General features: G+C 70.1%; 21 protein-coding genes and 2 pseudogenes. 15 read left to right on the top strand and 8 right to left on the bottom strand.

Features of this window, described 5'->3' with window-relative positions:
* Positions 1 to 4: 4 nt before the first annotated feature.
* The 7 genes from QF027_RS33895 to QF027_RS33865 all read left to right on the top strand — a co-directional run bounded on the left by QF027_RS33895 (position 5) and on the right by QF027_RS33865 (position 6,832).
* Entirely contained in the window at positions 5 to 418 is a 414-nt protein-coding gene (locus tag QF027_RS33895) for a roadblock/LC7 domain-containing protein (RefSeq protein WP_003993189.1), read from the top strand.
* A 110-nt stretch (positions 419 to 528) separates the two neighbouring features.
* Complete coding sequence (locus tag QF027_RS33890) at positions 529 to 927, top strand: DUF742 domain-containing protein (protein ID WP_003973454.1); 399 nt, start codon at positions 529 to 531, stop codon at positions 925 to 927.
* A complete protein-coding gene (locus QF027_RS33885) occupies positions 908 to 1,483 on the top strand; it encodes a GTP-binding protein (RefSeq protein ID WP_007384912.1) in 576 nt (191 codons plus the stop codon). Before QF027_RS33890 ends, QF027_RS33885 begins: the two co-directional genes overlap by 20 nt.
* A gap of 402 nt (positions 1,484 to 1,885) precedes the next feature.
* Positions 1,886 to 5,164, top strand: coding sequence for a sensor histidine kinase (locus QF027_RS33880; protein ID WP_307078922.1), 3,279 nt, complete (start codon positions 1,886 to 1,888; stop codon positions 5,162 to 5,164).
* A gap of 10 nt (positions 5,165 to 5,174) precedes the next feature.
* Entirely contained in the window at positions 5,175 to 5,588 is a 414-nt protein-coding gene (locus tag QF027_RS33875; RefSeq protein ID WP_007384910.1) for a roadblock/LC7 domain-containing protein, read from the top strand.
* Between the two features lie 100 nt (positions 5,589 to 5,688).
* Positions 5,689 to 6,270 (top strand): DUF742 domain-containing protein, encoded by a 582-nt coding sequence (locus tag QF027_RS33870; RefSeq protein WP_306975964.1) that lies wholly within the window; start codon positions 5,689 to 5,691, stop codon positions 6,268 to 6,270.
* A complete protein-coding gene (locus tag QF027_RS33865; RefSeq protein WP_026248371.1) occupies positions 6,251 to 6,832 on the top strand; it encodes a GTP-binding protein in 582 nt (193 codons plus the stop codon). The genes QF027_RS33870 and QF027_RS33865 overlap by 20 nt, the downstream gene beginning before the upstream one ends.
* A 173-nt stretch (positions 6,833 to 7,005) precedes the next feature.
* Here the strand turns inward: QF027_RS33865 and QF027_RS33860 are convergent, their stop codons facing one another.
* The 3 genes and pseudogenes from QF027_RS33860 to QF027_RS33850 form a co-directional block, all read right to left on the bottom strand.
* Entirely contained in the window at positions 7,006 to 7,197 is a 192-nt protein-coding gene (locus tag QF027_RS33860; RefSeq protein ID WP_057616439.1) for an acyl-CoA carboxylase subunit epsilon, read from the bottom strand.
* 57 nt (positions 7,198 to 7,254) lie between these two features.
* Positions 7,255 to 8,850 (bottom strand): acyl-CoA carboxylase subunit beta, encoded by a 1,596-nt coding sequence (locus QF027_RS33855; protein ID WP_306975969.1) that lies wholly within the window; start codon positions 8,848 to 8,850, stop codon positions 7,255 to 7,257.
* A 151-nt stretch (positions 8,851 to 9,001) separates the two neighbouring features.
* Positions 9,002 to 11,351 (bottom strand): annotated as a pseudogene (locus tag QF027_RS33850) (polysaccharide lyase 8 family protein).
* Positions 11,352 to 11,484: 133 nt separating this feature from the next.
* On the opposite strand from QF027_RS33850, the gene QF027_RS33845 reads away from it, so the two are divergent.
* Positions 11,485 to 12,039 carry a YceI family protein gene (locus QF027_RS33845; RefSeq protein WP_307078920.1) on the top strand — a complete coding sequence of 185 codons (555 nt, stop codon included), beginning with the start codon at positions 11,485 to 11,487 and terminating at the stop codon, positions 12,037 to 12,039.
* Positions 12,040 to 12,054: 15 nt separating this feature from the next.
* On the opposite strand, the gene QF027_RS49725 is transcribed toward QF027_RS33845, so the two are convergent.
* Positions 12,055 to 12,768, bottom strand: a complete 714-nt coding sequence (locus tag QF027_RS49725) for a WD40 repeat domain-containing protein (protein WP_373432447.1) — start codon at positions 12,766 to 12,768, stop codon at positions 12,055 to 12,057.
* Between the two features lie 41 nt (positions 12,769 to 12,809).
* Here QF027_RS49725 and QF027_RS33830 point away from each other — a divergent pair, with 41 nt between their 5' ends.
* Entirely contained in the window at positions 12,810 to 12,983 is a 174-nt protein-coding gene (locus tag QF027_RS33830; RefSeq protein ID WP_306986860.1) for a hypothetical protein, read from the top strand.
* Positions 12,984 to 13,125: 142 nt separating this feature from the next.
* Positions 13,126 to 13,908: a S1 family peptidase gene (locus tag QF027_RS33825; RefSeq protein ID WP_306975978.1), complete on the top strand. Its 783-nt coding sequence runs from the start codon at positions 13,126 to 13,128 to the stop codon at positions 13,906 to 13,908.
* Between the two features lie 112 nt (positions 13,909 to 14,020).
* On the opposite strand, the gene QF027_RS33820 is transcribed toward QF027_RS33825, so the two are convergent.
* Entirely contained in the window at positions 14,021 to 15,409 is a 1,389-nt protein-coding gene (locus QF027_RS33820) for a hypothetical protein (protein WP_307078916.1), read from the bottom strand.
* Positions 15,410 to 15,459: 50 nt separating this feature from the next.
* Positions 15,460 to 15,651, bottom strand: a pseudogene (locus tag QF027_RS33815) (hypothetical protein); the annotation flags it as partial.
* A 92-nt stretch (positions 15,652 to 15,743) separates the two neighbouring features.
* Between QF027_RS33815 and QF027_RS33810 the strand changes: the two are divergent.
* Complete coding sequence (locus tag QF027_RS33810) at positions 15,744 to 16,223, top strand: hypothetical protein (RefSeq protein WP_307078914.1); 480 nt, start codon at positions 15,744 to 15,746, stop codon at positions 16,221 to 16,223.
* A gap of 27 nt (positions 16,224 to 16,250) precedes the next feature.
* On the opposite strand, the gene QF027_RS33805 is transcribed toward QF027_RS33810, so the two are convergent.
* Positions 16,251 to 16,598, bottom strand: a complete 348-nt coding sequence (locus tag QF027_RS33805) for an ATP-binding protein (RefSeq protein ID WP_307078912.1) — start codon at positions 16,596 to 16,598, stop codon at positions 16,251 to 16,253.
* Positions 16,599 to 16,781: 183 nt separating this feature from the next.
* Between QF027_RS33805 and QF027_RS33800 the strand changes: the two genes are divergently transcribed.
* From QF027_RS33800 to QF027_RS33785, 4 genes are read left to right on the top strand one after another with little or no spacing between them, the layout of a single operon-like run.
* Positions 16,782 to 17,204, top strand: a complete 423-nt coding sequence (locus QF027_RS33800; protein ID WP_307078910.1) for a helix-turn-helix domain-containing protein — start codon at positions 16,782 to 16,784, stop codon at positions 17,202 to 17,204.
* Positions 17,204 to 17,494: a Scr1 family TA system antitoxin-like transcriptional regulator gene (locus QF027_RS33795; RefSeq protein WP_307078908.1), complete on the top strand. Its 291-nt coding sequence runs from the start codon at positions 17,204 to 17,206 to the stop codon at positions 17,492 to 17,494. The genes QF027_RS33800 and QF027_RS33795 overlap by 1 nt, the downstream gene beginning before the upstream one ends.
* Positions 17,491 to 17,679 carry a DUF397 domain-containing protein gene (locus tag QF027_RS33790; protein ID WP_306975986.1) on the top strand — a complete coding sequence of 63 codons (189 nt, stop codon included), beginning with the start codon at positions 17,491 to 17,493 and terminating at the stop codon, positions 17,677 to 17,679. The genes QF027_RS33795 and QF027_RS33790 overlap by 4 nt, the downstream gene beginning before the upstream one ends.
* Positions 17,680 to 17,687: 8 nt before the next feature.
* Positions 17,688 to 20,549 carry a hypothetical protein gene (locus QF027_RS33785; RefSeq protein ID WP_307078906.1) on the top strand — a complete coding sequence of 954 codons (2,862 nt, stop codon included), beginning with the start codon at positions 17,688 to 17,690 and terminating at the stop codon, positions 20,547 to 20,549.
* Here QF027_RS33785 and cimA read toward each other — a convergent pair.
* Positions 20,504 to 22,108 carry a citramalate synthase gene (gene cimA, locus QF027_RS33780; RefSeq protein ID WP_306975991.1) on the bottom strand — a complete coding sequence of 535 codons (1,605 nt, stop codon included), beginning with the start codon at positions 22,106 to 22,108 and terminating at the stop codon, positions 20,504 to 20,506. The two genes, QF027_RS33785 and cimA, sit on opposite strands and share 46 nt — an antisense overlap.
* Between the last annotated feature and the right edge of the window lie 253 nt (positions 22,109 to 22,361).

The raw sequence follows: 22,361 nt of genomic DNA, 5'->3' as shown, positions 1-22,361 counted from the left end.
CCCGATGAGCCAGGCGGCACAGAACCTCAACTGGTTGATCACCAACTTTGTGGACAACACCCCAGGGGTGTCCCACACCGTCGTCGTGTCCGCCGACGGCCTTCTGCTGGCGATGTCCGAGGGCTTCCCGCGCGACCGTGCCGATCAGCTGGCGGCCGTCGCTTCGGGGCTGACCTCGCTCACAGCGGGTGCCTCACGGATCTTCGAGGGCGGCAGCGTGGCCCAGACCGTCGTGGAGATGGAGCGGGGATTCCTCTTCCTCATGTCCGTCTCCGACGGTTCCTCGCTCGCGGTTCTCGCCCACCCGGAATGCGACATCGGCCTGGTCGGATACGAGATGGCACTGCTCGTCGACCGCGCGGGCGCAGTGCTCACGCCCGACCTGCGAGCTGAGCTGCAAGGCAGTCTGCTCCACTGACCCGCACGGATCCACCCGTCTCACCAAATCACCGTCCGGCCGCCACAATCCCCCCACCGGCCTCTTCAGACGGCTTGCCCGACCGACTTGCTGTCCCGCCCGGAGGATTCATGACCCCGCCCACCGCCTCTCATGATCCGTACGCGGAGCCGTACGAGGATGAGGGCGACCAGCCGCTGGTACGGCCGTACGCGATGACCGGCGGCCGGACCCGGCCGCGCTACCAGCTCGCCATCGAGGCTCTGATCAGCACCACGGCCGACCCGGCGGCGCTGATGGGGCTCCTCCCCGAGCACCAGCGCATCTGCCACCTGTGCCGTGAGGTGAAGTCGGTCGCCGAGGTCTCGGCGCTGCTCGCCATGCCGCTCGGTGTGGCCAGGATCCTCGTCGCGGACCTCGCCGAGGCCGGACTGGTGGCCATCCACCAGCCGGGCGGCGACGAGAACAACGGCGGCGCTCCCGATGTGACGCTGCTCGAAAGGGTGCTCAGTGGACTTCGCAAGCTCTGACGCGGGGCGGGCCACCACCTCCGCGAAGATCGTGGTGGCGGGCGGCTTCGGCGTGGGCAAGACCACGTTCGTCGGCGCGGTCTCCGAGATCAACCCGCTGCGCACCGAGGCCGTCATGACGTCCGCGAGCGCGGGCATCGACGACCTCACCCACACCGGTGACAAGACGACCACCACGGTCGCCATGGACTTCGGCCGCATCACGCTCGACCAGGACCTGATCCTGTACCTCTTCGGTACGCCCGGTCAGGACCGCTTCTGGTTCATGTGGGACGACCTGGTCCGCGGCGCCATCGGCGCGGTGGTGCTGGTGGACACCCGGCGTCTGGCCGACTGCTTCCCCGCGGTCGACTACTTCGAGAACAGCGGTCTGCCTTTCGTCGTGGCCCTCAACGGCTTCGACGGGCACCAGCCGTACGCTCCCGAGGAGGTGCGCGAGGCCCTGCAGATCGGGCCGGACGCACCGATCATCACGACGGACGCCCGGCACCGGTCGGACGCCAAGAGTGCCCTGATCACGCTGGTCGAGCACGCCCTCATGGCACGTCTGCGGTAACGCCCCGAAGGCATGTCGATCAGCTCCCAAATCAAAAGCGTCATACGGCAGTTGTCGTAGATGTCCCGGAGCCGGCTGTGGTCTTTGCCACGGTCGGCCCCGGCGTTCATAACGTTTCGGCAGAGGAATCGGGTGGTACGGCCACGCGTGGTTGCCAACCGGTCTCGCTGCGCTCACAACGGCCCCGTCTTTTGACGGGGCTCGTTCTTTATGACCGTTTTATCTGGGGCTTACATCACGCGGAATACGTGCGTACCACTGTTTGGAGGTGTGCAGGCCGTCGTGCTGGAATGCGTGAACTGCCCAATAGTCAAAGACGTACTCATCAGTCGATGACGTACTGGGCTCTGAGAGACTGCGGCACAACGTAGGTGCCGACCCCTCCGAGAGGTTGTTGGTCGAGTGAGGCGAAGCAAGAACGGTCCCGAGCCGTCGGCCCGGGGCAACTTCACCCCGCCGCCGCGCGGAGCGGCGCCCGCCCCTGTGCCCGGTCCGGACTCGACGGCCGCGCCGTCGTCCAGCGGCGGCCGGTTCTCCCCACGCAACTGGCGGGTGCCCACCCGGCTGAACGCGATCCTGCTCATACCCGTGATCGTCGGCCTCGTCATGGGCGGCTTCCAGGTCAAGAGCTCGATCGACACCTGGCGTGAGGCCGAGGACGCGGAGAACACCGCGCGTCTGGTGCGGGCCTCCCTCAGCTACGCCGACGCCCTCTACAACGAGCGCGACAGCTCCGCCCTCCCGCTGCTCAGCGGCCAGGGCCAGGACAACGCCACGGTCGTCGCCGCGCGCAAGAAGACCGACGAGGCCGCGGACGCCTTCGACGAGGCCGCCCAGAACATGCCGCAGAAGGCGGGCCTGCAGCGCCGCCTCACACTGTTCCGGGACGGCGAGGACGGGCTCCAGACGCTGCGCGCCGGCGCCTACACCTCCTCCAAGCTCACCGGCGTGAAGACCGAAGAGGGCTACACCCAGATCGCGCACCCGCTGACGGAGTTCGCCAACGAGCTCGGCCTGGGCACCGGCAACATCACCAGTTACGGCCGTACCGTCTACGCCATCGAGCTCACCAAGGCGGCCCTGTCGCTGCAGCGCTCCATCGGCATGCACCTGCTGATCAAGCCCGGCCCGGGGCTGAGCAGCTTCGCCAGCCAGAAGGTCGCCCTCTCCTCGTACGCGTACCTGGAGGGCATCGCCGTCGAGGAGTACGTCGGCGGTGGCACCGCGGCCGACGCGGCGAAGCTCGACACCGCGAAGAAGCAGATCCAGGCCGAGGGCGCGGCGCTCGCGAAAGAAGCCGCGGCCAAGAACCCGAACTACGTCCCGCCGCCGTCCAACCCCGTGGACATGGTCTCCAGCCTCGCCCAGCTGCCGTCGATGGACGAGAGCGCCCGTGAGGCGCTCGGCAAGGACGGCATCACCGCCGAGAACTGGTGGGCGGTCAACACCCTCAAGTACAACGCCTACCGCCAGATCGAGACCGACCTGGCCGACACCGCGGTGAACGAGGCCTCGAGCATCGCCGACGACGCCAAGCGCGACGCGTTCATCGTGGGTGCCGCCGTCGTGGTCGCCCTGCTCCTCGCGTTCATCCTGGCCGGTGCGGTCGCCCGCCAGATGTCCCGCTCGATGCGCCAGCTGCGCAACGCCGCCTTCGGCATCGCCGAGCAGCGCCTGCCGATGCTGGTCGACCAGCTCTCGCGCACCGACCCCGGCCGGGTCGACACCCGGGTCGCCCCGATCCCGATCACCACCAAGGACGAGATCGGCGAGGTCGCCCGCGCCTTCGACCAGGTCCACCGCGAGGCCGTACGACTCGCCTCCGAGCAGGCGCTGCTGCGGGGCAACATCAACGCGATCTTCACCAACCTGTCCCGGCGCAACCAGTCGCTGATCGAGGGCCAGCTGACCCTGATCACCGACCTGGAGAACAACGAGGCCGACCCGGACCAGCTGGAGAACCTCTTCCGCCTGGACCACCTCGCGACCCGTATGCGCCGCAACGGCGAGAACCTCCTGGTCCTCGCCGGCGAGGAGCCCGGCCGCCGCTGGGACCAGCCGGTCCCGCTGGTCGACGTGCTGCGCGCCGCCTCCTCCGAGGTGGAGCAGTACGAGCGCGTCGAGCTGTCCGGCGTCCCGGAGGCCGAGATCCACGGCCGCGCGGTCACCGACCTCGTCCACCTGCTCGCCGAGCTCCTGGAGAACGCCACCACGTTCTCCTCGCCGCAGACCAAGGTCCGCGTCACCGCGACCCGGCTGCCCGACGGCCGCATCATGATCGAGATCCACGACAAGGGCATCGGCCTGACCGCCGAGGACTTCGCGGACATCAACCACAAGCTGGCCAACCCGCCGACCGTGGATGCCGCGATCTCCCAGCGCATGGGTCTGTTCGTGGTCGGCCGGCTGTCCGACCGGCACGGCATCCGCGTCCAGCTGCGCCCCTCGGGCGAGCAGGCCGGCACCACCTCGCTGGTCATGCTGCCGGACGCGATCACCCACGGCGGCGGCGGCGAGCACCAGCCGGACCGTGACGAGTTCACCGTCTCGCAGATCATCCCGGAGCAGAACTTCGGCGGCGAGAACTTCAACAACGGCCTGCCGATGCGTACGGCCGCGGAGCTCGGCTTCGACGACAGCCGCTACTCCGAGGTCCCCGACGACATACGCGAGCTGGACCCGGTCGGCCGCTCGCTGATGCGCGAGGAGCGCCGCGCGGCCCTGGAGTCCCAGAACGGCGGCGAGCCGGGCGCTCTCCAGGGTCCGAACCCGGCGTACACCGACGCGTTCGACGCTCCCCAGAGCGCCCCGCAGAGCGGTTACGACAACGGCCGGGGCGGCCTCCCGGAGCAGCAGCCCGCCGCGTACGACCAGCAGACGTCGTACGAGGAGGCGCAGCAGGCGCCGTACGAGGAGCAGCGGCAGACCGCGTACGAGGAGCCGAAGCGCCCGGCGTACGACGAGCCGTACTTCGCGCAGAACGGCGGCCTGCCGCAGAACGACACCTTCTCCGCCGGTGGCGGCTACCCGGAGCCCTCCTATCCGGAGCCGGTCCAGGAGGAGCCCGCGGCGGTGCACGCGGCCGCGCCGGAGACCTTCTCGGGGTTCGAGGAGCGCCGCTACCAGGATGACTGGCCGCAGCCGGACGGTTACCAGAACGGCTACCCGGACCAGTACGCTCCGGAAGCGGAATCTGTGCAGGCCGCTGACGTGAGTGAGCGCAACGGCGTAGGCTTCGAACGTCCGGGGCCGGCCCCCGCCACCGTGGGTCACGAGCTGACCGACGCCGGGCTCCCCCGCCGTGGCTCCACCGGGAGCGGCGCCAACGGCACGCGGCACGCGAACCAGGAGCCGTCGGCCTCCGCGCCGGAGAGCAACGGCGGCGGTGAATCCTGGCGCTCGGCCAACGACGCGCGCTGGCAGCAGGCCTCCCAGCTCCGGAAGCCCAAGGCGGGCGGGGTCACCTCCTCCGGTCTGCCGCGGCGGGTGCCCAAGGCCAACCTGGTCGAGGGAGCCGCCGAATCCACCCCCCAGGGGGGCCCATCGGTCTCCCGTGCTCCCGAGGACGTCAGGGGCAGGCTGAGCAATCTGCGTCGTGGTGTCCAGCGGGGTCGCAACGCAGGCAGTGAAACGAACGGTCAGGGCTTCGGTTCTGACAGCACCTACAACCAGGAGCGTTAGTGTGAGCCCGATGAGCCAGGCGGCGCAGAACCTGAACTGGTTGATCACCAACTTCGTGGACAACACCCCGGGGGTGTCCCACACCGTGGTGGTCTCCGCCGACGGACTCCTTCTGGCGATGTCCGAAGGCTTTCCGCGCGACCGAGCCGACCAGCTTGCGGCCGTCGCCTCCGGTCTGACCTCGCTGACCGCGGGTGCCTCGCGCATCTTCGAGGGCGGCGCCGTGAATCAGACGGTTGTGGAGATGGAGCGGGGATTCCTGTTCATCATGTCCGTATCCGACGGTTCCTCGCTCGCGGTGCTCGCGCACCCCGAGGCGGACATCGGCCTCATTGGGTACGAGATGGCCCTCCTGGTGGACCGAGCCGGTTCGGTCCTGACGCCCGATCTGCGTGCGGAGCTCCAGGGCAGCTTGCTCAACTGACAGACAGACGGTGCGTTTTGGCGTCCCGGGGCCGTAAGGTTTCGGGACGCGGCTCCACACAGCGTGATGGGTGCCCGGCACAGTCGGAGGAGGAGAGAACGTGGCAACACCCCCAGGTGGTTCATCTGGCAATTGGTCGTACGGCCCCGGCCAGGGCCAGAACGACGGTTCCCAGAACCCGAACCGCTACAACTTCCCCTCCGCACCGAGCCAGCGGCGTCAGCAGCCGTACGCCCCGCAGGGCCCCGGGCCGTCGCCGTACGACCAGCCGCCCGCCCCGCGCATCCAGCCCGTGCAGCCGCAGCGACGCACCCCTGAGCCTTCACCCGCGGGAGGCGCCAGCAATCCTCTGGTGCGCCCGTACGCCATGACGGGCGGCCGAACCCGCCCGCGCTACCAGCTCGCCATCGAGGCGCTGGTGCACACCACCGCGCAGCCGCACCAGATGCAGGGCCAGTTGCCCGAGCATCAGCGGATCTGCAACCTCTGCCGGGAGATCAAGTCGGTAGCCGAGATCTCGGCGTTGCTGACCATCCCCCTCGGCGTGGCCAGGATCCTCGTCGCCGACTTGGCGGAGGCGGGCCTGGTCGCCATCCATCAGCCCGGCGGCGACGAGAACGCCGGCGGCCAGCCAGACGTGACACTGCTCGAAAGGGTGCTCAGTGGACTTCGCAAGCTCTAGCGGAGGGCCTTCCCGCTCCACCACGTCCGCGAAGATCGTGGTGGCCGGCGGCTTCGGCGTGGGCAAGACCACGTTCGTCGGCGCCGTCTCGGAGATCAACCCGCTGCGCACCGAGGCCGTCATGACGTCAGCTTCGGCGGGCATCGACGACCTCACCCACACCGGTGACAAGACAACCACCACGGTCGCCATGGACTTCGGCCGCATCACCCTCGACCAGGACCTGATCCTGTACCTCTTCGGTACGCCCGGTCAGGACCGCTTCTGGTTCATGTGGGACGACCTGGTGCGCGGCGCCATCGGCGCGATCGTCCTCGTTGACACGAGGCGCCTTGCCGACTGTTTCCCGGCTGTCGACTACTTCGAGAACTCGGGGCTTCCTTTTGTGATCGCCCTGAACGGGTTCGACGGGAACCAGCCGTACAACCCGGACGAGGTCCGGGAGGCTTTGCAGATCGGGCCGGACACGCCGATCATCACGACCGACGCGCGGCACCGTGCGGACGCGAAGTCGGCGCTCATCACTCTCGTGGAGCACGCGTTGATGGCTCGCCTGCGGTAAGTGGTTCTGTTTGCGGCTACTGGGCTGCCACGGACGGTTGCGCGCCGTCTGCGGCGGCCCAGTGGCTTGTCGCGCCCACGCGGCGGAGCCGCAAGTCGATACAGCCCCGCGCCCCTTCGGGGCACGTCTAAGGGCCCCTCTCATGGAGAGGGGCCCTTAGACGTGCTTACGGCTCAGTGCCAGCTGTGCGGGGCCCGGAAGCCGCCCTCGCGCTCCAGGCGGCGCCAGCCGGCCTTGGGGCGGGCTCGGTGGGCCGGGGTGGACGACGGGGCGGCCGCCGCGCGAGCCAGGAGGATCGCCGTGATCGCGGCGACTTCCTCGGGCTCGGCGTGGCCCTTCTCGACGCGGATGTCAGGGGTGCTCATAGGTCACAGTCTCCGTGAGAGAGGTTTCCGCGAGGGTGTCGCGGAGGGTCCGCGGGGTTACTGCGGAGGGTTGCCGTGCTTACGGGAGGGCAGGTCGGCGTGCTTCGACTGGAGCATCGCCAGGGACCGGATCAGTACCTCGCGGGTTTCCGCCGGGTCGATCACGTCGTCCACCAGGCCGCGCTCCGCCGCGTAGTACGGGTGCATCAGCTCGGACTTGTACTCCTTGACCATGCGGGCCCGCATGGCCTCGGGGTCCTCGGCCTCGGCGATCTGACGCCGGAAGATGACGTTGGCGGCACCTTCGGCACCCATCACCGCGATCTCGTTCGTCGGCCAGGCGTAGGTGAGGTCGGCGCCGATGGACTGGCTGTCCATGACGATGTACGCCCCGCCGTAGGCCTTGCGAAGGATCAGGGAGATCCTCGGCACGGTGGCGTTGCAGTACGCGTACAGCAGCTTGGCGCCGTGGCGGATGATTCCGCCGTGCTCCTGGTCGACACCCGGAAGGAACCCGGGGACGTCCAGGAAAGTGACGATCGGGATGTTGAAAGCGTCACACATCTGGACAAAGCGTGCAGCTTTTTCCGACGCCTCGATGTCCAGGACACCGGCGAGCGTGGAGGGCTGGTTGGCCACGATGCCGACGACCTCGCCGTCCATCCGGGCCAGCGCGCAGATGATGTTGCGGGCCCAGCGCTCGTGGACCTCCAGGTAGTCGCCGTCGTCGACGATCTCCTCGATGACCTTGGTCATGTCGTACGGCCGGTTGCCGTCCGCCGGGACCAGGTCGAGCAGCACGTCGCCGCGCCGGTCCGCCGCGTCCGTGGACTCCACGCGCGGCGGGTTCTCCCGGTTGTTCTGCGGGAGCATCGAGAGCAGGTAGCGCACCTCGGCGAGGCACGTCTCCTCGTCGTCGTAGGCGAAGTGGCAGACACCCGACGTCTCGGCGTGCACGTCCGCGCCGCCGAGGCCGTTCTGGGTGATCTCCTCGCCCGTCACCGCCTTCACCACGTCCGGTCCGGTGATGAACATCTGGGACGTCTCGCGGACCATGAAGACGAAGTCGGTGAGGGCGGGGCTGTAGGCCGCGCCGCCGGCGCACGGGCCGAGCATCACGCTGATCTGCGGGATGACGCCCGATGCCTTGGTGTTGCGCTGGAAGATGCCGCCGTAACCGGCGAGGGCCGAGACGCCCTCCTGGATACGGGCGCCCGCGCCGTCGTTCAGGGACACCAGAGGCGCACCCGCCGCGATGGCCATGTCCATGATCTTGTGGATCTTCGTGGCGTGGGCCTCGCCCAGCGCGCCGCCGAAGATGCGGAAGTCGTGGGCGTAGACGAAGACCGTACGGCCCTCCACCGTGCCCCAGCCGGTGATGACACCGTCGGTGTACGGCTTCTTGGCCTCCAGGCCGAAACCGGTCGCCCGGTGCCGGCGCAGCTGCTCGACCTCCTGGAAGGAACCCGCGTCGAGCAGCAGCTCGATGCGCTCCCGTGCGGTCAGCTTGCCCTTGGCGTGCTGCGCCTCGGTCGCCTTCTCGCTGGGGCCGGCCAAGGCCGCCGCACGGATCCCGTGCAGTTCGGCCACCCGCCCGCGCGCGTCCGTCGGCTCACCCGTCGTCTCACCCGGCGCATCATCCAAAACGGTCATGTAGCGACCTTACGAAGACCCGCGAGGAATGCGAGCCGTCGACTCCTCACAGTCTCCGGCCCGTTTTCCTGGTGCCACTGAACAGAACCCGGGAGGCATGCAGGCGTTCTGACTGCTCAGGGGGCCTGCCGCTTGTAGGGGTCTTACAAAGTCAGGGTGTGAGAGTCACCTCACATTCATGCGTGGCGCATACCGCCCCCGGGGTGACGCGCAGGTGCAGCAGGCGGCCCGTGGCGCGTATGTCGACCGTGTCGTCGGCGCGCACGACCGAACGCACGGGCCGGTTCCAGACGATCTCCAGCGGTTCGCCCGAACGGGGTGGCTCGGCCACGGAGAGAGTAGCGGTACGACCCCTGCGGCGGACCAGCACGCTCGCCCCGGCCGACGCGCTGAGCGGACCCGCGGTGCCGGCCCGCCAGAAGTTGGCGGCGATCAGGCCCAGGTGGTCGACGCGGACCGCCTGGCACCCGCTGTCGTTGGCGAGGACCGACAGCCAGTGGTGGTCGGCGGCGCGGGCGGCGACGGCGTGACGGGAGGCCCCGGGCATCAGGACATAGGCGTACGAGGCGTCCACGGGGTCGGTGCCGTGGTCGAGCCAGAGGGTCTGCCAGCGCCGGGTGCGTCGTTCGGTCGTACTGGAGGTGTTGATGTCGGACCAGGCGCCGGTGCGGTCCTCGCGCAGGGCGCGCAGGTCACCGGGGACGAGCCAGCCTCCGTGCCCCTCCAGATGCGCCCAGCCCCGTCCCCGTACGAAGGACTGCGTCCCGCCCTCCCCCAGGTTGCGGTTGTCGACCACGGTCTCGACGGGGACGCCGTCGGTGCAGGTGATGCCCGCGCCGAGGCAGATCACCGCGTCCGCGACGCAGAACCACGACTTGCGGGCCTGAAGGGTCGACTCCAGTCCCTTCAGGTGCTGGCCGACCGCCGCGTACTCGCCGTCGGTCGTGCCGCCGACCCAGCGGACGTCCGGCTTCGGCTCGCCCCACTCGCCGCCGGCCCGGTCGGGAAGACGTTTCGTGGAGACGGTCGTGCCGGGGAGGCGGTACCAGTCGACGGTCGGCCAGTACCAGTCCGTGTACTGATCGGCCCGGCCGCCACGGCCCTCGGCCCACCAGGAGAGCATTCCGGCGCCGGTGTGCCAGCCGCGCGGGTTCTCGCCGTTGCCGCATTCGTAGGCGGCGATGCGGTCGCTGGCCATGGCGATGTTCGCGACGAATCCGGGGCGGCGGTGGACGGCCCTGTCCATGGCGGCGAAGAGCGTGTGCCCGACGGGTTCGGGGGTGGCGGGGACGGGTGACTCTGCCACCGCGTGCAGCCGGGCGAGGTCGGCCACGTCGAACTGGGGTGCGGTCAGGATCGGTGTGACGGTGTCCCGTTCGATCCAGCCCTTCACCAGGCCGTGCCAGCGGAACCGCTCCTCCCCCCCCCCCCCCCTCGCTCACCCCGCCCGCCAGCAGCGCGATGGCGGCGATGACCCCCTGACCGTGGAAGTGGTCGCCGCGCATGACGTGCCGGTCGTCGCCCTTGAGATGACCGCGGCTGATGGCACGGCCGTTGACGCTGTCCATCACCAGTCCGTCATGGATCAGCGGGGCGTAGGCGCGCTCGACGCTGTCGAGGACGGTCTGCCGGTTCGGGTCGGTCACCTCCCACTCGGACCCGGCGAGGAGGGCGAAGAGGCGGCCGAGGCCGTCGAGCAGGACCTGGCCGTAGGTGCCGGAGTAGGCGACCCAGGTGTGCTGGACGAAGGAGCCGTCGGCGTAGAGGCCGTCGCCCTTCGTGACGTACGGGAAGACCGGCGAGAGGGCGTCACGGGCGAGGGCGATCTTGTCGGGGACTCTGCCGAGGATGCCGCGCAGGACGACGGAGCGGCACAGGTCGACGCGGTTGGCGCCGGTGGAGGTGCCGGAGTAGTCGGTGAGCATCGCGTCGGGGATGAAGTGGTCGACGGCGGCACAGGCGGCTGTGACGCGGTCCGGACCGAGGTGGTCGTACAGGGCGGCCGCGGTGTCCATGAGGAGGCGGGGGCTGCCGATCTGCCATTCCCACCAGTTGCCGTAGCGGGTGGTGGAGGGGTTGTAGACGGTGGCGCAGAGGTGGTCGAGGCCGCGGAGGACGTCCGCGAGGAGAGCCTCGTCGCCGGTCGAGCCGGTGCCCCGCTGGACGTAGGCCTGGGTCATGGTCCACAGGCGGCTGTAGCTCCGGGTGATGCCGGCCGGGGGGTCGTAGGGGTGGCCTGGCCAGAGGGACGTGGCGCTCGGGGCCATGGTGGCGCGGAAGCCGCGGGCGAGTGCGCCGGTCTCGGCGAGACGGGCGGCGTACGGCTGCGCTGCCGGGTCGTATCCGGTACCGAGGGCGATGCCGAGCCAGCGTCGGCGGAGGGTGTCGTAGGGATCGGCTGCGGCGGCGCGGGCGGGCGGGGCGGTGGTGGCCAGGAGCGCCGCCGCGAGTAAGACGGCTCTGCGGGTGGGTCGCACGAGGGCTCTGCGCTGCGGGTTCATACCGGGGCATCTACCACCTCGAGGCCATCACGCCAACACTTCGCGGATGATGTTGAAACCTGTATGGAATAGGTCTACGGTCGTTCGCGTTGAGTAGTTCAAGATTCAACATCACCACTCCAAGGAGCACGCCATGACGAACACCGACCTGACCGCACTGACCGGCGACTACACGATCGACGCGGCCCACTCCACGATCGGCTTCACCGTGCGTCACGCCATGGTCACCAACGTCAAGGGCAAGTTCACCGAGTTCACCGGCTCGCTGCACCTGGACGGCAGTGACCCGTCCGCGTCGACGGCCTCCCTCGACGTCAAGATGGACAGCATCGACACCGGCTCGGCGGACCGTGACGGGCACCTCAAGAGCGCGGACTTCTTCAAGATCGAGGAGTTCCCGACGATGACCTTCCGCTCCACCAAGGCGGAGGCACTCGGCGACGAGGACTACCTCATCACCGGCGACCTGACGATCCTCGGCACCACCAAGCCGGTCACCATCGACCTCGAGTTCAACGGCGCCGCGAAGGACCCCTTCGGCAACGAGCGCGTGGGCTTCGAGGGCAAGGCGGAGATCAAGCGCTCCGACTGGGGCCTGACCTGGAACACGACCCTGGAGACGGGCGGCGTCCTGGTCTCCGACAAGATCAAGCTGAACTTCGACATCTCCGCGATCAGGAACGCGTGACCCCGTCGCCGCGGATCAGCAGGTGCGCCGGTACGGGAGGTCCGGGAGGTACGTCTTCCAGGCCGTCCCGGACAGACCGGAGCCGGCGCATCGGCAGACCTCGGTGATCAGATGGCCCGGGTTCAGGTCGTACCGCCGCACGGGGATGTGAGTGCCGGAGGCGTAGAGCGTGCCGTCGGGGCCGAACGCGAGTGCGCGGATCTCGGCGCCCGGGGTGGGCAGAGTGGTCCCCAGGAGCCGTTGCGACGCCAGGTCCCCCAGGTGCGGGCTGCCGGCCGATCCGGCGACGGCGAGCGTACGTCCGTCGCGGGAGAATGCGAGCGCGGTGCCCCCGTGCTGCCCGTCTGACGATTGGCCATCATCGCTGCCCGTACGGCCGGTTCCGCGTGCCGTGTCGCTGTGTCGCGGTGTCGCCGTGTTCGCGCAGGGGACGTCCGAGTTCATGCTGCCCGGGCTGATGCGCGACATCGCCCGGGAGTTGGACGTGTCCGGTTTCGCCGTGGGAATGGCGGTCGGGGCGCCCTTGATGGCGGGCTTTGCCCGGCGGTGGCCGTGGCGTCGGGCACTGCTGGGGTTTTCGGGTGTGCTCCTGAGTGTGCCTGTCGTCAGGGCGGTGACCGGCAGTTTCCCGGTGCCGCTCGGCACCCGGGCGGTGGGTGCGCTCGCCAACGCCGGATTCCTGGCCGTCGCGCTGGTGGCCGCGGTCGGAATGGTCGCTCCGGATGCCAAGGACGGGCCACCTCGACGCTGCTGGGCGGGGTCACGCTCGGGTGCTGTCCCTCACGGAGCCGGGGCGGCTCGCGCTGGAGAGGGACATGGGCGAACGGGACGCCCGGCCGGCGGGGGCGTGGGCGTCCTTGAGCGCGACCGGGCGGGGGGAGCCGGAGCCGGCCGCGGAGTTGATGGAGCGGGTCGCCGACGCGGAGACACCTGCGTCTGGCTGAATCGCACCCCTTGTGCGTGAGTTCACAGGATTCCCATAATCCATCAACTGCTTTGACCGGCCCATGTCAGAACTTGGGCGTTTCTTTTCCCTCGGATTTGGCATGAGCTCGTCAAAGCCACCCCTCACCTGGAAGAGGCATCTTGAAGACACTCCTCACGACCCTCAAGAGATGTCTGGCGGTCGGAGCCGTTGCGCTCGCGATCGCCGGCCTCCAGCCCGTGTCGGCCGCCCAGGCCGCCCCCTCGCCCGTCGTCGGCGGCAGCCGTGCCGCACAGGGCGAGTTCCCGTTCATGGTGCGCCTGTCCATGGGGTGCGGCGGGGCGCTGTACACCCAGCAGATCGTGCTCACCGCCGCGCACTGTGTGAACGGCACCGGAGCGAACACCAGCATCACCGCCACCGCCGGGGTCGTGGACCTCCAGTCCAGCAGCGGGCGGGTGCAGGTCAAGTCGACGTACGTGTACCGGGCTCCCGGGTACAACGGTGACGGCAAGGACTGGGCGCTCATCAAGCTCGCTGCGCCGATCAACCTTCCTACGCTGAAGATCGCGACGACGACGCAGTACAACACCGGCACCTTCACGGTCGCGGGGTGGGGTGCGGCCACCGAGGGCGGGGCTCAGCAGCGGTATCTGCTGAAGGCCACCGTGCCGTTCGTGAGCGACGCCACCTGCCGGGGATACAGCGGGTACAGCGGACTCATCGCGAACGAGGAGATCTGCGCGGGGTATGCCTCGGGCGGGGTCGACACCTGCCAGGGAGACTCCGGTGGGCCCATGTTCCGGCGGGACTCGGCGAACGCGTGGGTCCAGGTGGGCATCGTGAGCTGGGGCATAGGGTGCGCCCGGGCGAACGCGCCCGGGGTCTACACCGAGGTGTCCACGTTCGCCTCGGCGATCGCTTCGGCGGCCGCGTCACTGTGAGGTGAGGCGGGTTCTGTGCTGCGGGTCCGGTGCGCTGCGCACCGGACCCCGTGGTTTCTGCCCCCGTCGGCCCTGAGGGTGCGACCCTTCGCGCAGCACCCCCGCCCCCCGCTCAGAACCCCCCGCCCCCGAAGTCCCCTCCGCCGCCGAAGTCCCCTCCACCACCGAAGTCGCCGCCCCCGAATCCGCCGAAGTCCCCGGAGTCGAAGTCCGAGCCGGAGAGGTCGCCGCCCTCGTAGCCGCCGAAATCGCCGTAACCGGAGCCGTAGTCGGCCGCGTAGGCGGGGGTGGCCATCATGCTGCCGAGGACCGTGCCGACCAGCAGGCCGGGGAGGAGGCCACCGCCGAAGTAGCCGCCGGCCCAGGGGCCGTAGGCGGGGCCCGCGTCCCAGTAGGGGCGGCGGCCCTGGTCGGTGTCGACCTCGCGCATCACCGGGTCCCGGCCGTCGGCCAGGCGGGTGGCGTCCGCGGCGCAGACCGGGACCTCGCGCGGGGCCCCGCCCGGCGGCGTCCAGATGGCGTCCGTGACGGAGGGGCCGTGGCGGGGGTCGAAGAAGCAGGGGACCCGGCGCTCGGGAAGCGCCCGGCCCTCGCGGCGCGCCGCGAGCTGGGCCAGCGAGAAGCGGCCGTCCTCCAGGGCCCGGGTGACCGCCCGCACGTCCTCGGGTCTCGTGGCCGCCCCCATGAGCGACTTCGCCTGCTCGTACGCGTCCAGGGCCCGCTCGTAGTCCGCGCGCATCGCGTCGTCGGCGCCCGCCTCGGCCGGGTGGAAGTCCAGCCGGTCCAGTTCCTCGCCGAACGCCGTGATGTCCTCGTCCACCACCACCCGCAGCTTCTCCAGCGCCGCCCGTTGCTCCTCCGCGTGCCGGCGCCGGTTGCGCCGCACCAGCGTGTACGCGCCCGCGCCACCGGCCACGAGCACCGCGCCGACCGTGATCAGTGCCGTGCTCGAGACCCCGCCCCCGTCGTCTGAGGTCTGCCAGGTCGACGGGGCCGAGCCGCCCATGTTGGTGACCGCGGCGGCGGTGAAGTCGGTCAGCTGGGGGCGGGTGCCCTCGCCCTGGACGGTCGTCACCAGGTTCCGTACGGCCGGGTGCGACAGCACCGAGGAGTCGGCGCGGGCGTCGAAGGCGTCACCCAGGCGGACCGCGTACAGGCCGGTGATGCCGGTCGCGGTGCGCAGCTTCGTGAAGAGATCCTGTTTCGGGTAGTCGGCGGGCAGCACCGCGACGAACAGCGGCTTGTCCGCCTTCGTGATGCGGTCCGCCAGGGCGTCCGCGTCCTTGGCGGACAGCTGGGCCGCGGCGGCCGGATCGACGTAGACGGGGCTCTTGCGCAGGGCCTGACCGATGGCCGAGACACTCGTGGCGCTCGTCGTGCTCGTCGTGGCGGAGACGGGCGGGGCGCCCGCAGCCAGGACGGCCAGGACCGTGAGCACCAGGGCCAACAGCAGCCCTGGAAGGCTCCGGGTCCGTACTACGGCCTGCGCTGCGGCCTTCATACTTCGAAGCTACCCGAAACCTCCCGGAACCGACCTCTCAGGCGGTCATCTCAAGCAGACCGGTACGCCTGCGTCAGCTTCCGCACCGCCTCTCCGTAGTGTCCGGTCAGCAGCAGGTGGTCGGCGTCGGCGAAGGGCTTGGCCATGGCGGCCGTCATCCGCTCTGCCGCCTTCCGCTGGACGATCAGCCGGGCCTGCCCGACGAGCGCGCGGCCCCGGTCGTCGGCGCCGGCGTCCCGGGCGAGTTGTACGACCGCAACGCGTCCGGTGCACAACCGTGGTCGCACCGAGGATTGAGCGGTGCCATCCTCGGCAGGCGACGGGGGGTGGGGCTGTGAGACGACGGTTCATCGTCGGTGTGGCCTTGGTGGGCGGGGCCGTGGGGCTGTTGAGCGGGTGTACGGCCGTCGATCTGCCGCTGGCCGGGGTCCGGGCAGGGGCGAACGGGGCGCCGTACGTGTTGCTCAGGCCGTGCGGGGACGACAGCTACCGCACGCCCGGGCTCAACGGGTCGGTCGGGGAGGGATCCGTCACCGGGTGGCTCGTGAAGAAGACGAAGCTGAGCGGAGACGCCGACTTCCCGCTGTTCTCGCCTCCGGCCGCCTGGGGCGCCCGGCACCGGGGCACGCAGCGGCTGCTGCCGAAGCACCACTACACACTGAGCTTCGGCCACTACGTGACCGGCGACTCCTACAACGGCACCGTCACCTTCACCGCCGCCGACCTCGACGCGCTCAAGTACGGCCAGGTCTGGGCCGACGGCCGGGCGATGAGCCTTCGCGACTTCGAGGAGCTCGCCGAGTCTTCATGCTGAGGACGCGCGCCGAGGGTGGCCCCTCGGTCAGTCCGCCGGTGCCCTGATCGCGAAGTCGCACCACACGACCTTGCCCGAGTCCCGTTCCCGCACACCCCAGTCGTCGGCCAGCGCGGCCACGAGCAGCAGTCCGCGGCCGTGTTCCGACTCCGGCGTCGCGTCCGGGATGCGGATCTCTCCCGAGCCGCTGTCGTGGACCTCCACGCGGAGGACTCCGTCGGCGAGGTGGACGAGGTCGAGCCGGAAGCAGCGGTTGGGTGGAACGCCGTGGAGGAGGGCGTTGGTGGCGAGTTCGCTGACGCAGAGGAGGACGTCGTCGCTCCGCTCGGTCACGCCCCAGTCGGTGAGGGTGATGCGCGTCAGATCTCTGGCCACGGCTACTGACCTGCGGTCGCGGGGGGGTAGAGGGCGGTGCGGGCGTGGAGGAGTTGGGCTTGTGGGTTCACAGGACGACTGTCACAGGGAGTGACTACCGTGGGGCAGTGAGTGAGGTCGTAGTCCTGATCACTACGACCTCGCTACGCGGACTTGGAGTGCGGGCGGGGAAAGGGGACGACCATGTCGAAGAAGGTCGGTTCGTGGCAAGCGGTCGGCGCACTCGTGGCGCACTATCGGAAACACGCCCGGCTGACGCAGGAACAGTTCGCCGAGGCGGCGAGCGTTCACGTCGACACCGTGGGGTCGATCGAGCAGGGGCGGCTGGCACTCCAGCCGGACCGCGCGGAACAGTTCGACGAACTGCTCGGGACGAAGGGGGCGTTGGCGCTGCTCGTGGAGCGGATGCCGGTGCGGGAGAAGGTGGTGCAGTTCGCGCAGTCGTTGGTGGATCACGAGCAGGAGGCGGTCAGCCTCCTGTCGTACGAGACTCAGTTGGTTCCGGGGCTCCTCCAGACCAAGGACTACTGCCGCGCCGTTCGACTCTCGTTATCCCGCGCTCGGCACCGAGCATTCTGCGGCGGCAGGTCGGCAGCCCTGAGGTGATGCGTGATCAGGTCCGTCAGATCCTGGCGTACACCACGCCGCTCCACATGAGTTTTCAGATCATGCCCATGGACCGCATGCCGCATGCCGGGCTCGCCGGCCCCATGACACTGCTGGAGACGCCCAGGGACGAACGCCTTGTCTACCTGGAAGTACAGCGCGCCAGCTTCCTCATCGAGGATCCTGCCGAGGTCCGCGACTATCACCACAAGTATGGAATGCTGCGGTCACAGGCCCTCTCGCCCGACGAGAGCGTGCGCTACCTGCACGAACTGTTAGGAGACCGATGAGCACCGCACTTCACTGGCTCAAGTCCAGCTACAGCAGCAACGAAGGCGGCAACTGCATCGAGGTCGCCACCCAGCCGTCCGCCGTCCACATCCGCGACTCCAAGAACACCGGCCCCACCCTCCGTGTGGCGCCCGGGACTTGGGCCGCCTTTCTCGGGCTGGCGCGGCGAGACGAGGTCAAGTAGGGCGGGGCGTGTCCGACGGGGGGTACGCGTGGCGCGGCAGTGGGGAGCGGGCCGCCTACGAACGGGCCGTCAGGGCCCGGCTGAAGGACCAGCGGCTGCGTGAACTGCTGGAGCGGCGGCCCACGGTCACCGAGGACGCCGTCGTGGCGGCGATGTGCGCGGAGTCCGTCGTCACGCGCGTTGTGGGCACGTCTGCCCGGACGTTCACGCATCGGCTGCACCTGCGCGCGGGGCGGCTGAACGACAGCCATCGCTGGGCCGCTCCCCAGTCGCCCACGCTCTCCGCGCTCGGCGGGACGGACGACTTCGCGACCTTCGCCTGCGGTGGCGGCTGCGCCTTCCCGTTCCTTCTGGCGCTGCTCACCTCCTGGGGAGCCTCCAAGCTGGTCGCCGCGCCGCTCGCCCTGCTGTCGGTCCTCACCGTCCTGACGTTCGTCCAGGCCCGGCGGGCGGTACTGCGCAGCCTGCCGGACACCGACCCCCCGTCCGTGTGGCAGGCGGCCTTCGTGGCCGTCCCGCTGGTCCCGCTCGTCTTCTTCCTGTGGCTGCTGGAGCAGTTGACCGCCGCACTCTGGATCCGGGACCTGCGGCGGGGGCGCCTGCCGCACACGGTGGACCGGGTCGTCGAGGAACTGCTCGGCGACGACCGCGGCACCCTGCTCGTCACCAGCAGCCACGAGGGACTGCGCTCACCCCGCGGGCACTACTTCGTCCTCAACGGCTCCGCGGTCGAACTGAGCCGGAAGATGGACCAGTTGGACGGCGGGGTGATCGCCGTGAGCGGGCCCCGCGGGGTCGGCAAGACGACGCTCATGGAGAACTGCGTACGCCCCGACGACTTCGCCGTGTTCGCGCACGCCCCCGCCACCTACGCCCCGCACGACTTCCTGACCTCGCTGTTCGTCACGGTCTGCCGGGCCTACATGAGCCGGGCCGGCTACGACCCGCCCGAGTTCGTGCGGCTGTCCTACGTGCGCAGGGCCGTCCGCGCGCTGTCCCGTCCGCTGGGTCGCCTGCTGCGCCGGCTGGCCTTCGCCGTGCCCGCCGCGGCCCTGGTCGTTGCCGGCCTGTACGCCACGGAACGCACCCTGGAGCAGGACCACCGGCCCTGGGCGCAGCGGTACGGCGAGGAGTTGTGGGAGGCGGTCACCGGGTTCGTCCGGGACGTCTTCGAGGGCCGGAGGCCCGAGGCGGCGCTCGGCCTCGCCGTGGCCGGGATCGCGCTGTGGGTGCTGCGGGACTCCCAGGCCTTCTCCCGCTGGGTGCAGGGGATCACCCGCACGCTCTTCCGCGTGGTCACGATCGGGTTGATGGCCGGTCCGGTCGTCTCGCTCTACCTGGACGACCAGTTGCGGCGCTGGGCGCCGGCCATGGTCACGTGGTGGTCGGTGTCGCTGTTCTTCCTCTGGATGGTGTGCGGCTTCCAGTACCTCAACACTGGCGCCGGACTCCGCACCCGGGTGCTGTGGTGGCGGGTGGACCGTGCCTGGTTCTACGGGCCGCCCGCCAAGCTGATCCCGCTGCTGGCGCTGGTCCTCGCCGCGGTGGACGAGGACACCCGGCCCCTGCTCACCGACCCCGATCACTCGGTGCGCGTCCTGGTGTTCCTGCTCGGGGCGCTGCTGCACAGGCTCGGCAGGGGGCCCTGGTCGTTCCTGCGACCCGCACCCCGCCTGGTCGTCGAGTGCCGTGATCACCTCTACCGGCTCCAGACCGTGCAGAGTTCGAGTGCCGCGCTGACCTCCGGTGCCGCCGCCCAGCTGCTCACCCTGGGTTCCTCGCACACCAGCACCCTGACTTCCGTACCCCCCAACTACCCCGCTTTGGTGGGCGAGTTCCGGGAGCTGCTGACCCGGATCGCGTTCGACGAGCGCCTTCGGGGGCACCGGGTCGTGATCGCCGTGGACGAGCTGGACCGGCTCGGCACCGATGTGCAGGCGCTGGCGTTCCTGGGGGAGATCAAGGCGATCCTCGGGGTTCCGCACGTGCACTACCTGGTGTCCGTCGCGGAGGACGTGGGCGCGGCGTTCGTGCGGCGGGGGCTGCCGCACCGGGACGTGACGGACAGCTCGCTGGACGACGTCCTGCACGTGAGGCCGTGCGGGGCGGCCGAGGCCGGCCGGATCCTCGCCCGGCGCGCACCGGGCATCGGCGAGCCGTACGTGCTGCTCGCGCACGCCCTGTCCGGGGGCCTGCCGCGGGACCTGATCCGTTACGCGCGCCGCCTGCACGAGATCAAGTCGGCGACCCGGCAGGCCGAACTGCAGGACGTGTCGGCCCTGTTGATCGTGGAGGAGCTGTCGGAGACGCTGTCGGGCTTCAGAACGCTGCTGGCCAAGCAGCCGTGGCGGGCGGGTGACCCCGACGTGCTGGGGCTGTTCCGGAGCGTCAGCGCGCATCTGCGGGCCGTCTGTCCCTGTCCGGGGCCGATGGAGGAACTGAAGCGGGCGCTGGCGCGTCTGGCGGCGCCCGACACGGCCGGGCTGGGCGAGGCGGCGGGTCGGCTGGTAGACGAGGCCGCCGCCTACGTCTGTCTCTCCCTGACACTGCTGGAGGTGTTCGCACTGCCCGACTTCAACCCGCGCCGGGAGCAGGCCGAGGGCTCGCCCGGCGGGGCCCCGGACCTGCTTGCCGAGGCCCGCCAGGAGCTGTCGCTGTCGCCGTATACCGCCCGGCACGTCATCGACGGGATCCGGCGGGCCTGGGGGCTGTCACCGGTCGTACCGGAGCCGCTGGACGCGGCGGCGGTCGTGCCGCCGCCGCGCCGCCCGGAGTGCGAGCGCCACCGGGTGCGCCGCCCGGTCGCCCGGGCGGTGGTCAGGACCTACTCGGCCGGCTCCACGCCCGCGCGCAGCAGCCCGTACGTGTAGGCGTCCTCCAGGGCCTGCCACGACGCCGCGATCACGTTCTCCGCGACGCCCACCGTCGACCACTCCCCTGTTCCGTCCGACGTGGAGATCAGCACGCGGGTGGTGGACTGGGTGCCGTGGACGCCTTCGAGGATGCGGACCTTGTAGTCGACGAGGTCGAGCTTGGCGAGCTGGGGGTAGATCTTCTCCAGGGCCACGCGCAGGGTGCGGTCGAGGGCGTTGACCGGGCCGTTGCCCTCCGCCGTGGCGACGATGCGCTCGCCCTTGGCGAAGAGCTTGACCGTGGCCTCGTTGGCGTGGGTGCCGTCGGGGCGGTCCTCCACGATCGCGCGCCAGGACTCGACCCCGAAGTACTTCAGGGGCTTGCCCTGGACCTCGGCCCGGAGGAGGAGCTCGAAGGAGGCGTCGGCGGCCTCGTACGTGTAGCCCTTGAGCTCGCGCTCCTTGACCCGCTCCACGACCCGGCCGACCAGCTCGCGGTCGCCGCCGAGGTCGATGCCGAGTTCCTTGCCCTTGAGCTCGATCGAGGCGCGGCCGGCCATGTCGGAGACCAGCATCCGCATGGTGTTGCCGACCTGCTCGGGGTCGATGTGCTGGTAGAGGTCCGGGTCGACCTTGATCGCGGAGGCGTGCAGGCCCGCCTTGTGGGCGAAGGCAGAGACGCCGACGTAGGGCTGATGGGTGGAGGGGGTGAGGTTGACGACCTCGGCGATCGCGTGCGAGATGCGGGTCATCTCGCGCAGCTTGCCGTCGGGGAGGACCTTCTTGCCGTACTTGAGTTCCAGGGCCGCGACGACCGGGAAGAGGTTGGCGTTGCCGACCCGCTCGCCGTAGCCGTTCGCCGTGCACTGGACGTGGGTCGCACCCGCGTCCACGGCGGCGAGGGTGTTGGCGACCGCGCAGCCGGTGTCGTCCTGGGTGTGGATGCCGAGCCGGGCGCCGGTGTCGGCGAGGACGGTCGCGACGACCGCCTGGACCTGGGCCGGGAGCATGCCGCCGTTGGTGTCGCAGAGGATGACGACGGAGGCGCCGGCCTCCGAAGCCGCCCGTACGACGGCCTTCGCGTACTCCGGGTTGGCGCGGTAGCCGTCGAAGAAGTGCTCGCAGTCGACGAAGACGCGGCGGCCCTGGGCCTTCAGGAAGGACACCGTGTCGCGGACCATCTCCAGGTTCTCGTCCAACGTCGTCCTGAGCGCCAGCTCGACGTGCCGGTCGTGCGACTTGGCGACCAGGGTGATCACGTCTGCGCCGGAGTCCAGGAGGGCCTTGACCTGCGGGTCCTCCGACGCCTTCGCGCCTGCTCGGCGGGTCGCCCCGAAGGCGACGAGCTGGGCGTGCCTGAAGTCGATCTCCTGGCGGGCGCGGGCGAAGAACTCGGTGTCCCGTGGGTTGGCGCCGGGCCAGCCGCCCTCGATGAAGCCCACGCCGAAGTCGTCCAGGTGCCGTGCGATGGCCAGCTTGTCCGCGACGGTGAGGTTGATGCCCTCCCGCTGGGCGCCGTCGCGCAGGGTGGTGTCGAAGACGTGGAACTGGTCGTCGAGCTCGCTGGTTGCGGTCATGGTCTCAAGGCTCCTGAGGATTGGATCTCGGTCGTACCGGAATGACCGGCTCCACCGCCCCCACATACTCCCTCGCGCTCTCGCCTCCGGCTGCGGGTGGGCCAGAAATGCGAAAAACCCCTCGCGGGTGCGAGAGGTCTGCGCGCGGGTCGAGGACGACGGTGTCCGCCCGTACCTGGTCGTACGTGGCGGTCACTGCGGACCGGCGCGCCTGCTGCCAATAATCATGGCGAACGAGAGCACGGAGGCAGTC

The organism is Streptomyces canus (assembly GCF_030816965.1).
Taxonomy (GTDB): Bacteria; Actinomycetota; Actinomycetes; order Streptomycetales; family Streptomycetaceae; genus Streptomyces; species Streptomyces canus_E.
This window is presented reverse-complemented; position numbering and strand designations above follow the sequence as displayed.

Coding starts and splice junctions, on each gene's coding strand:
- QF027_RS33895 (WP_003993189.1), top strand. CDS start 5: ATGAGCCAGGCGGCACAGAACCTCAACTGGTTGATCACCAACTTTGTG.
- QF027_RS33890 (WP_003973454.1), top strand. CDS start 529: ATGACCCCGCCCACCGCCTCTCATGATCCGTACGCGGAGCCGTACGAG.
- QF027_RS33875 (WP_007384910.1), top strand. CDS start 5,175: ATGAGCCAGGCGGCGCAGAACCTGAACTGGTTGATCACCAACTTCGTG.
- QF027_RS33860 (WP_057616439.1), bottom strand. CDS start 7,197: ATGAGCACCCCTGACATCCGCGTCGAGAAGGGCCACGCCGAGCCCGAG.
- QF027_RS33855 (WP_306975969.1), bottom strand. CDS start 8,850: ATGACCGTTTTGGATGATGCGCCGGGTGAGACGACGGGTGAGCCGACG.
- QF027_RS33845 (WP_307078920.1), top strand. CDS start 11,485: ATGACGAACACCGACCTGACCGCACTGACCGGCGACTACACGATCGAC.
- QF027_RS33820 (WP_307078916.1), bottom strand. CDS start 15,409: ATGAAGGCCGCAGCGCAGGCCGTAGTACGGACCCGGAGCCTTCCAGGG.
- QF027_RS33800 (WP_307078910.1), top strand. CDS start 16,782: ATGTCGAAGAAGGTCGGTTCGTGGCAAGCGGTCGGCGCACTCGTGGCG.
- QF027_RS33795 (WP_307078908.1), top strand. CDS start 17,204: ATGCGTGATCAGGTCCGTCAGATCCTGGCGTACACCACGCCGCTCCAC.
- QF027_RS33790 (WP_306975986.1), top strand. CDS start 17,491: ATGAGCACCGCACTTCACTGGCTCAAGTCCAGCTACAGCAGCAACGAA.
- cimA (WP_306975991.1), bottom strand. CDS start 22,108: ATGACCGCAACCAGCGAGCTCGACGACCAGTTCCACGTCTTCGACACC.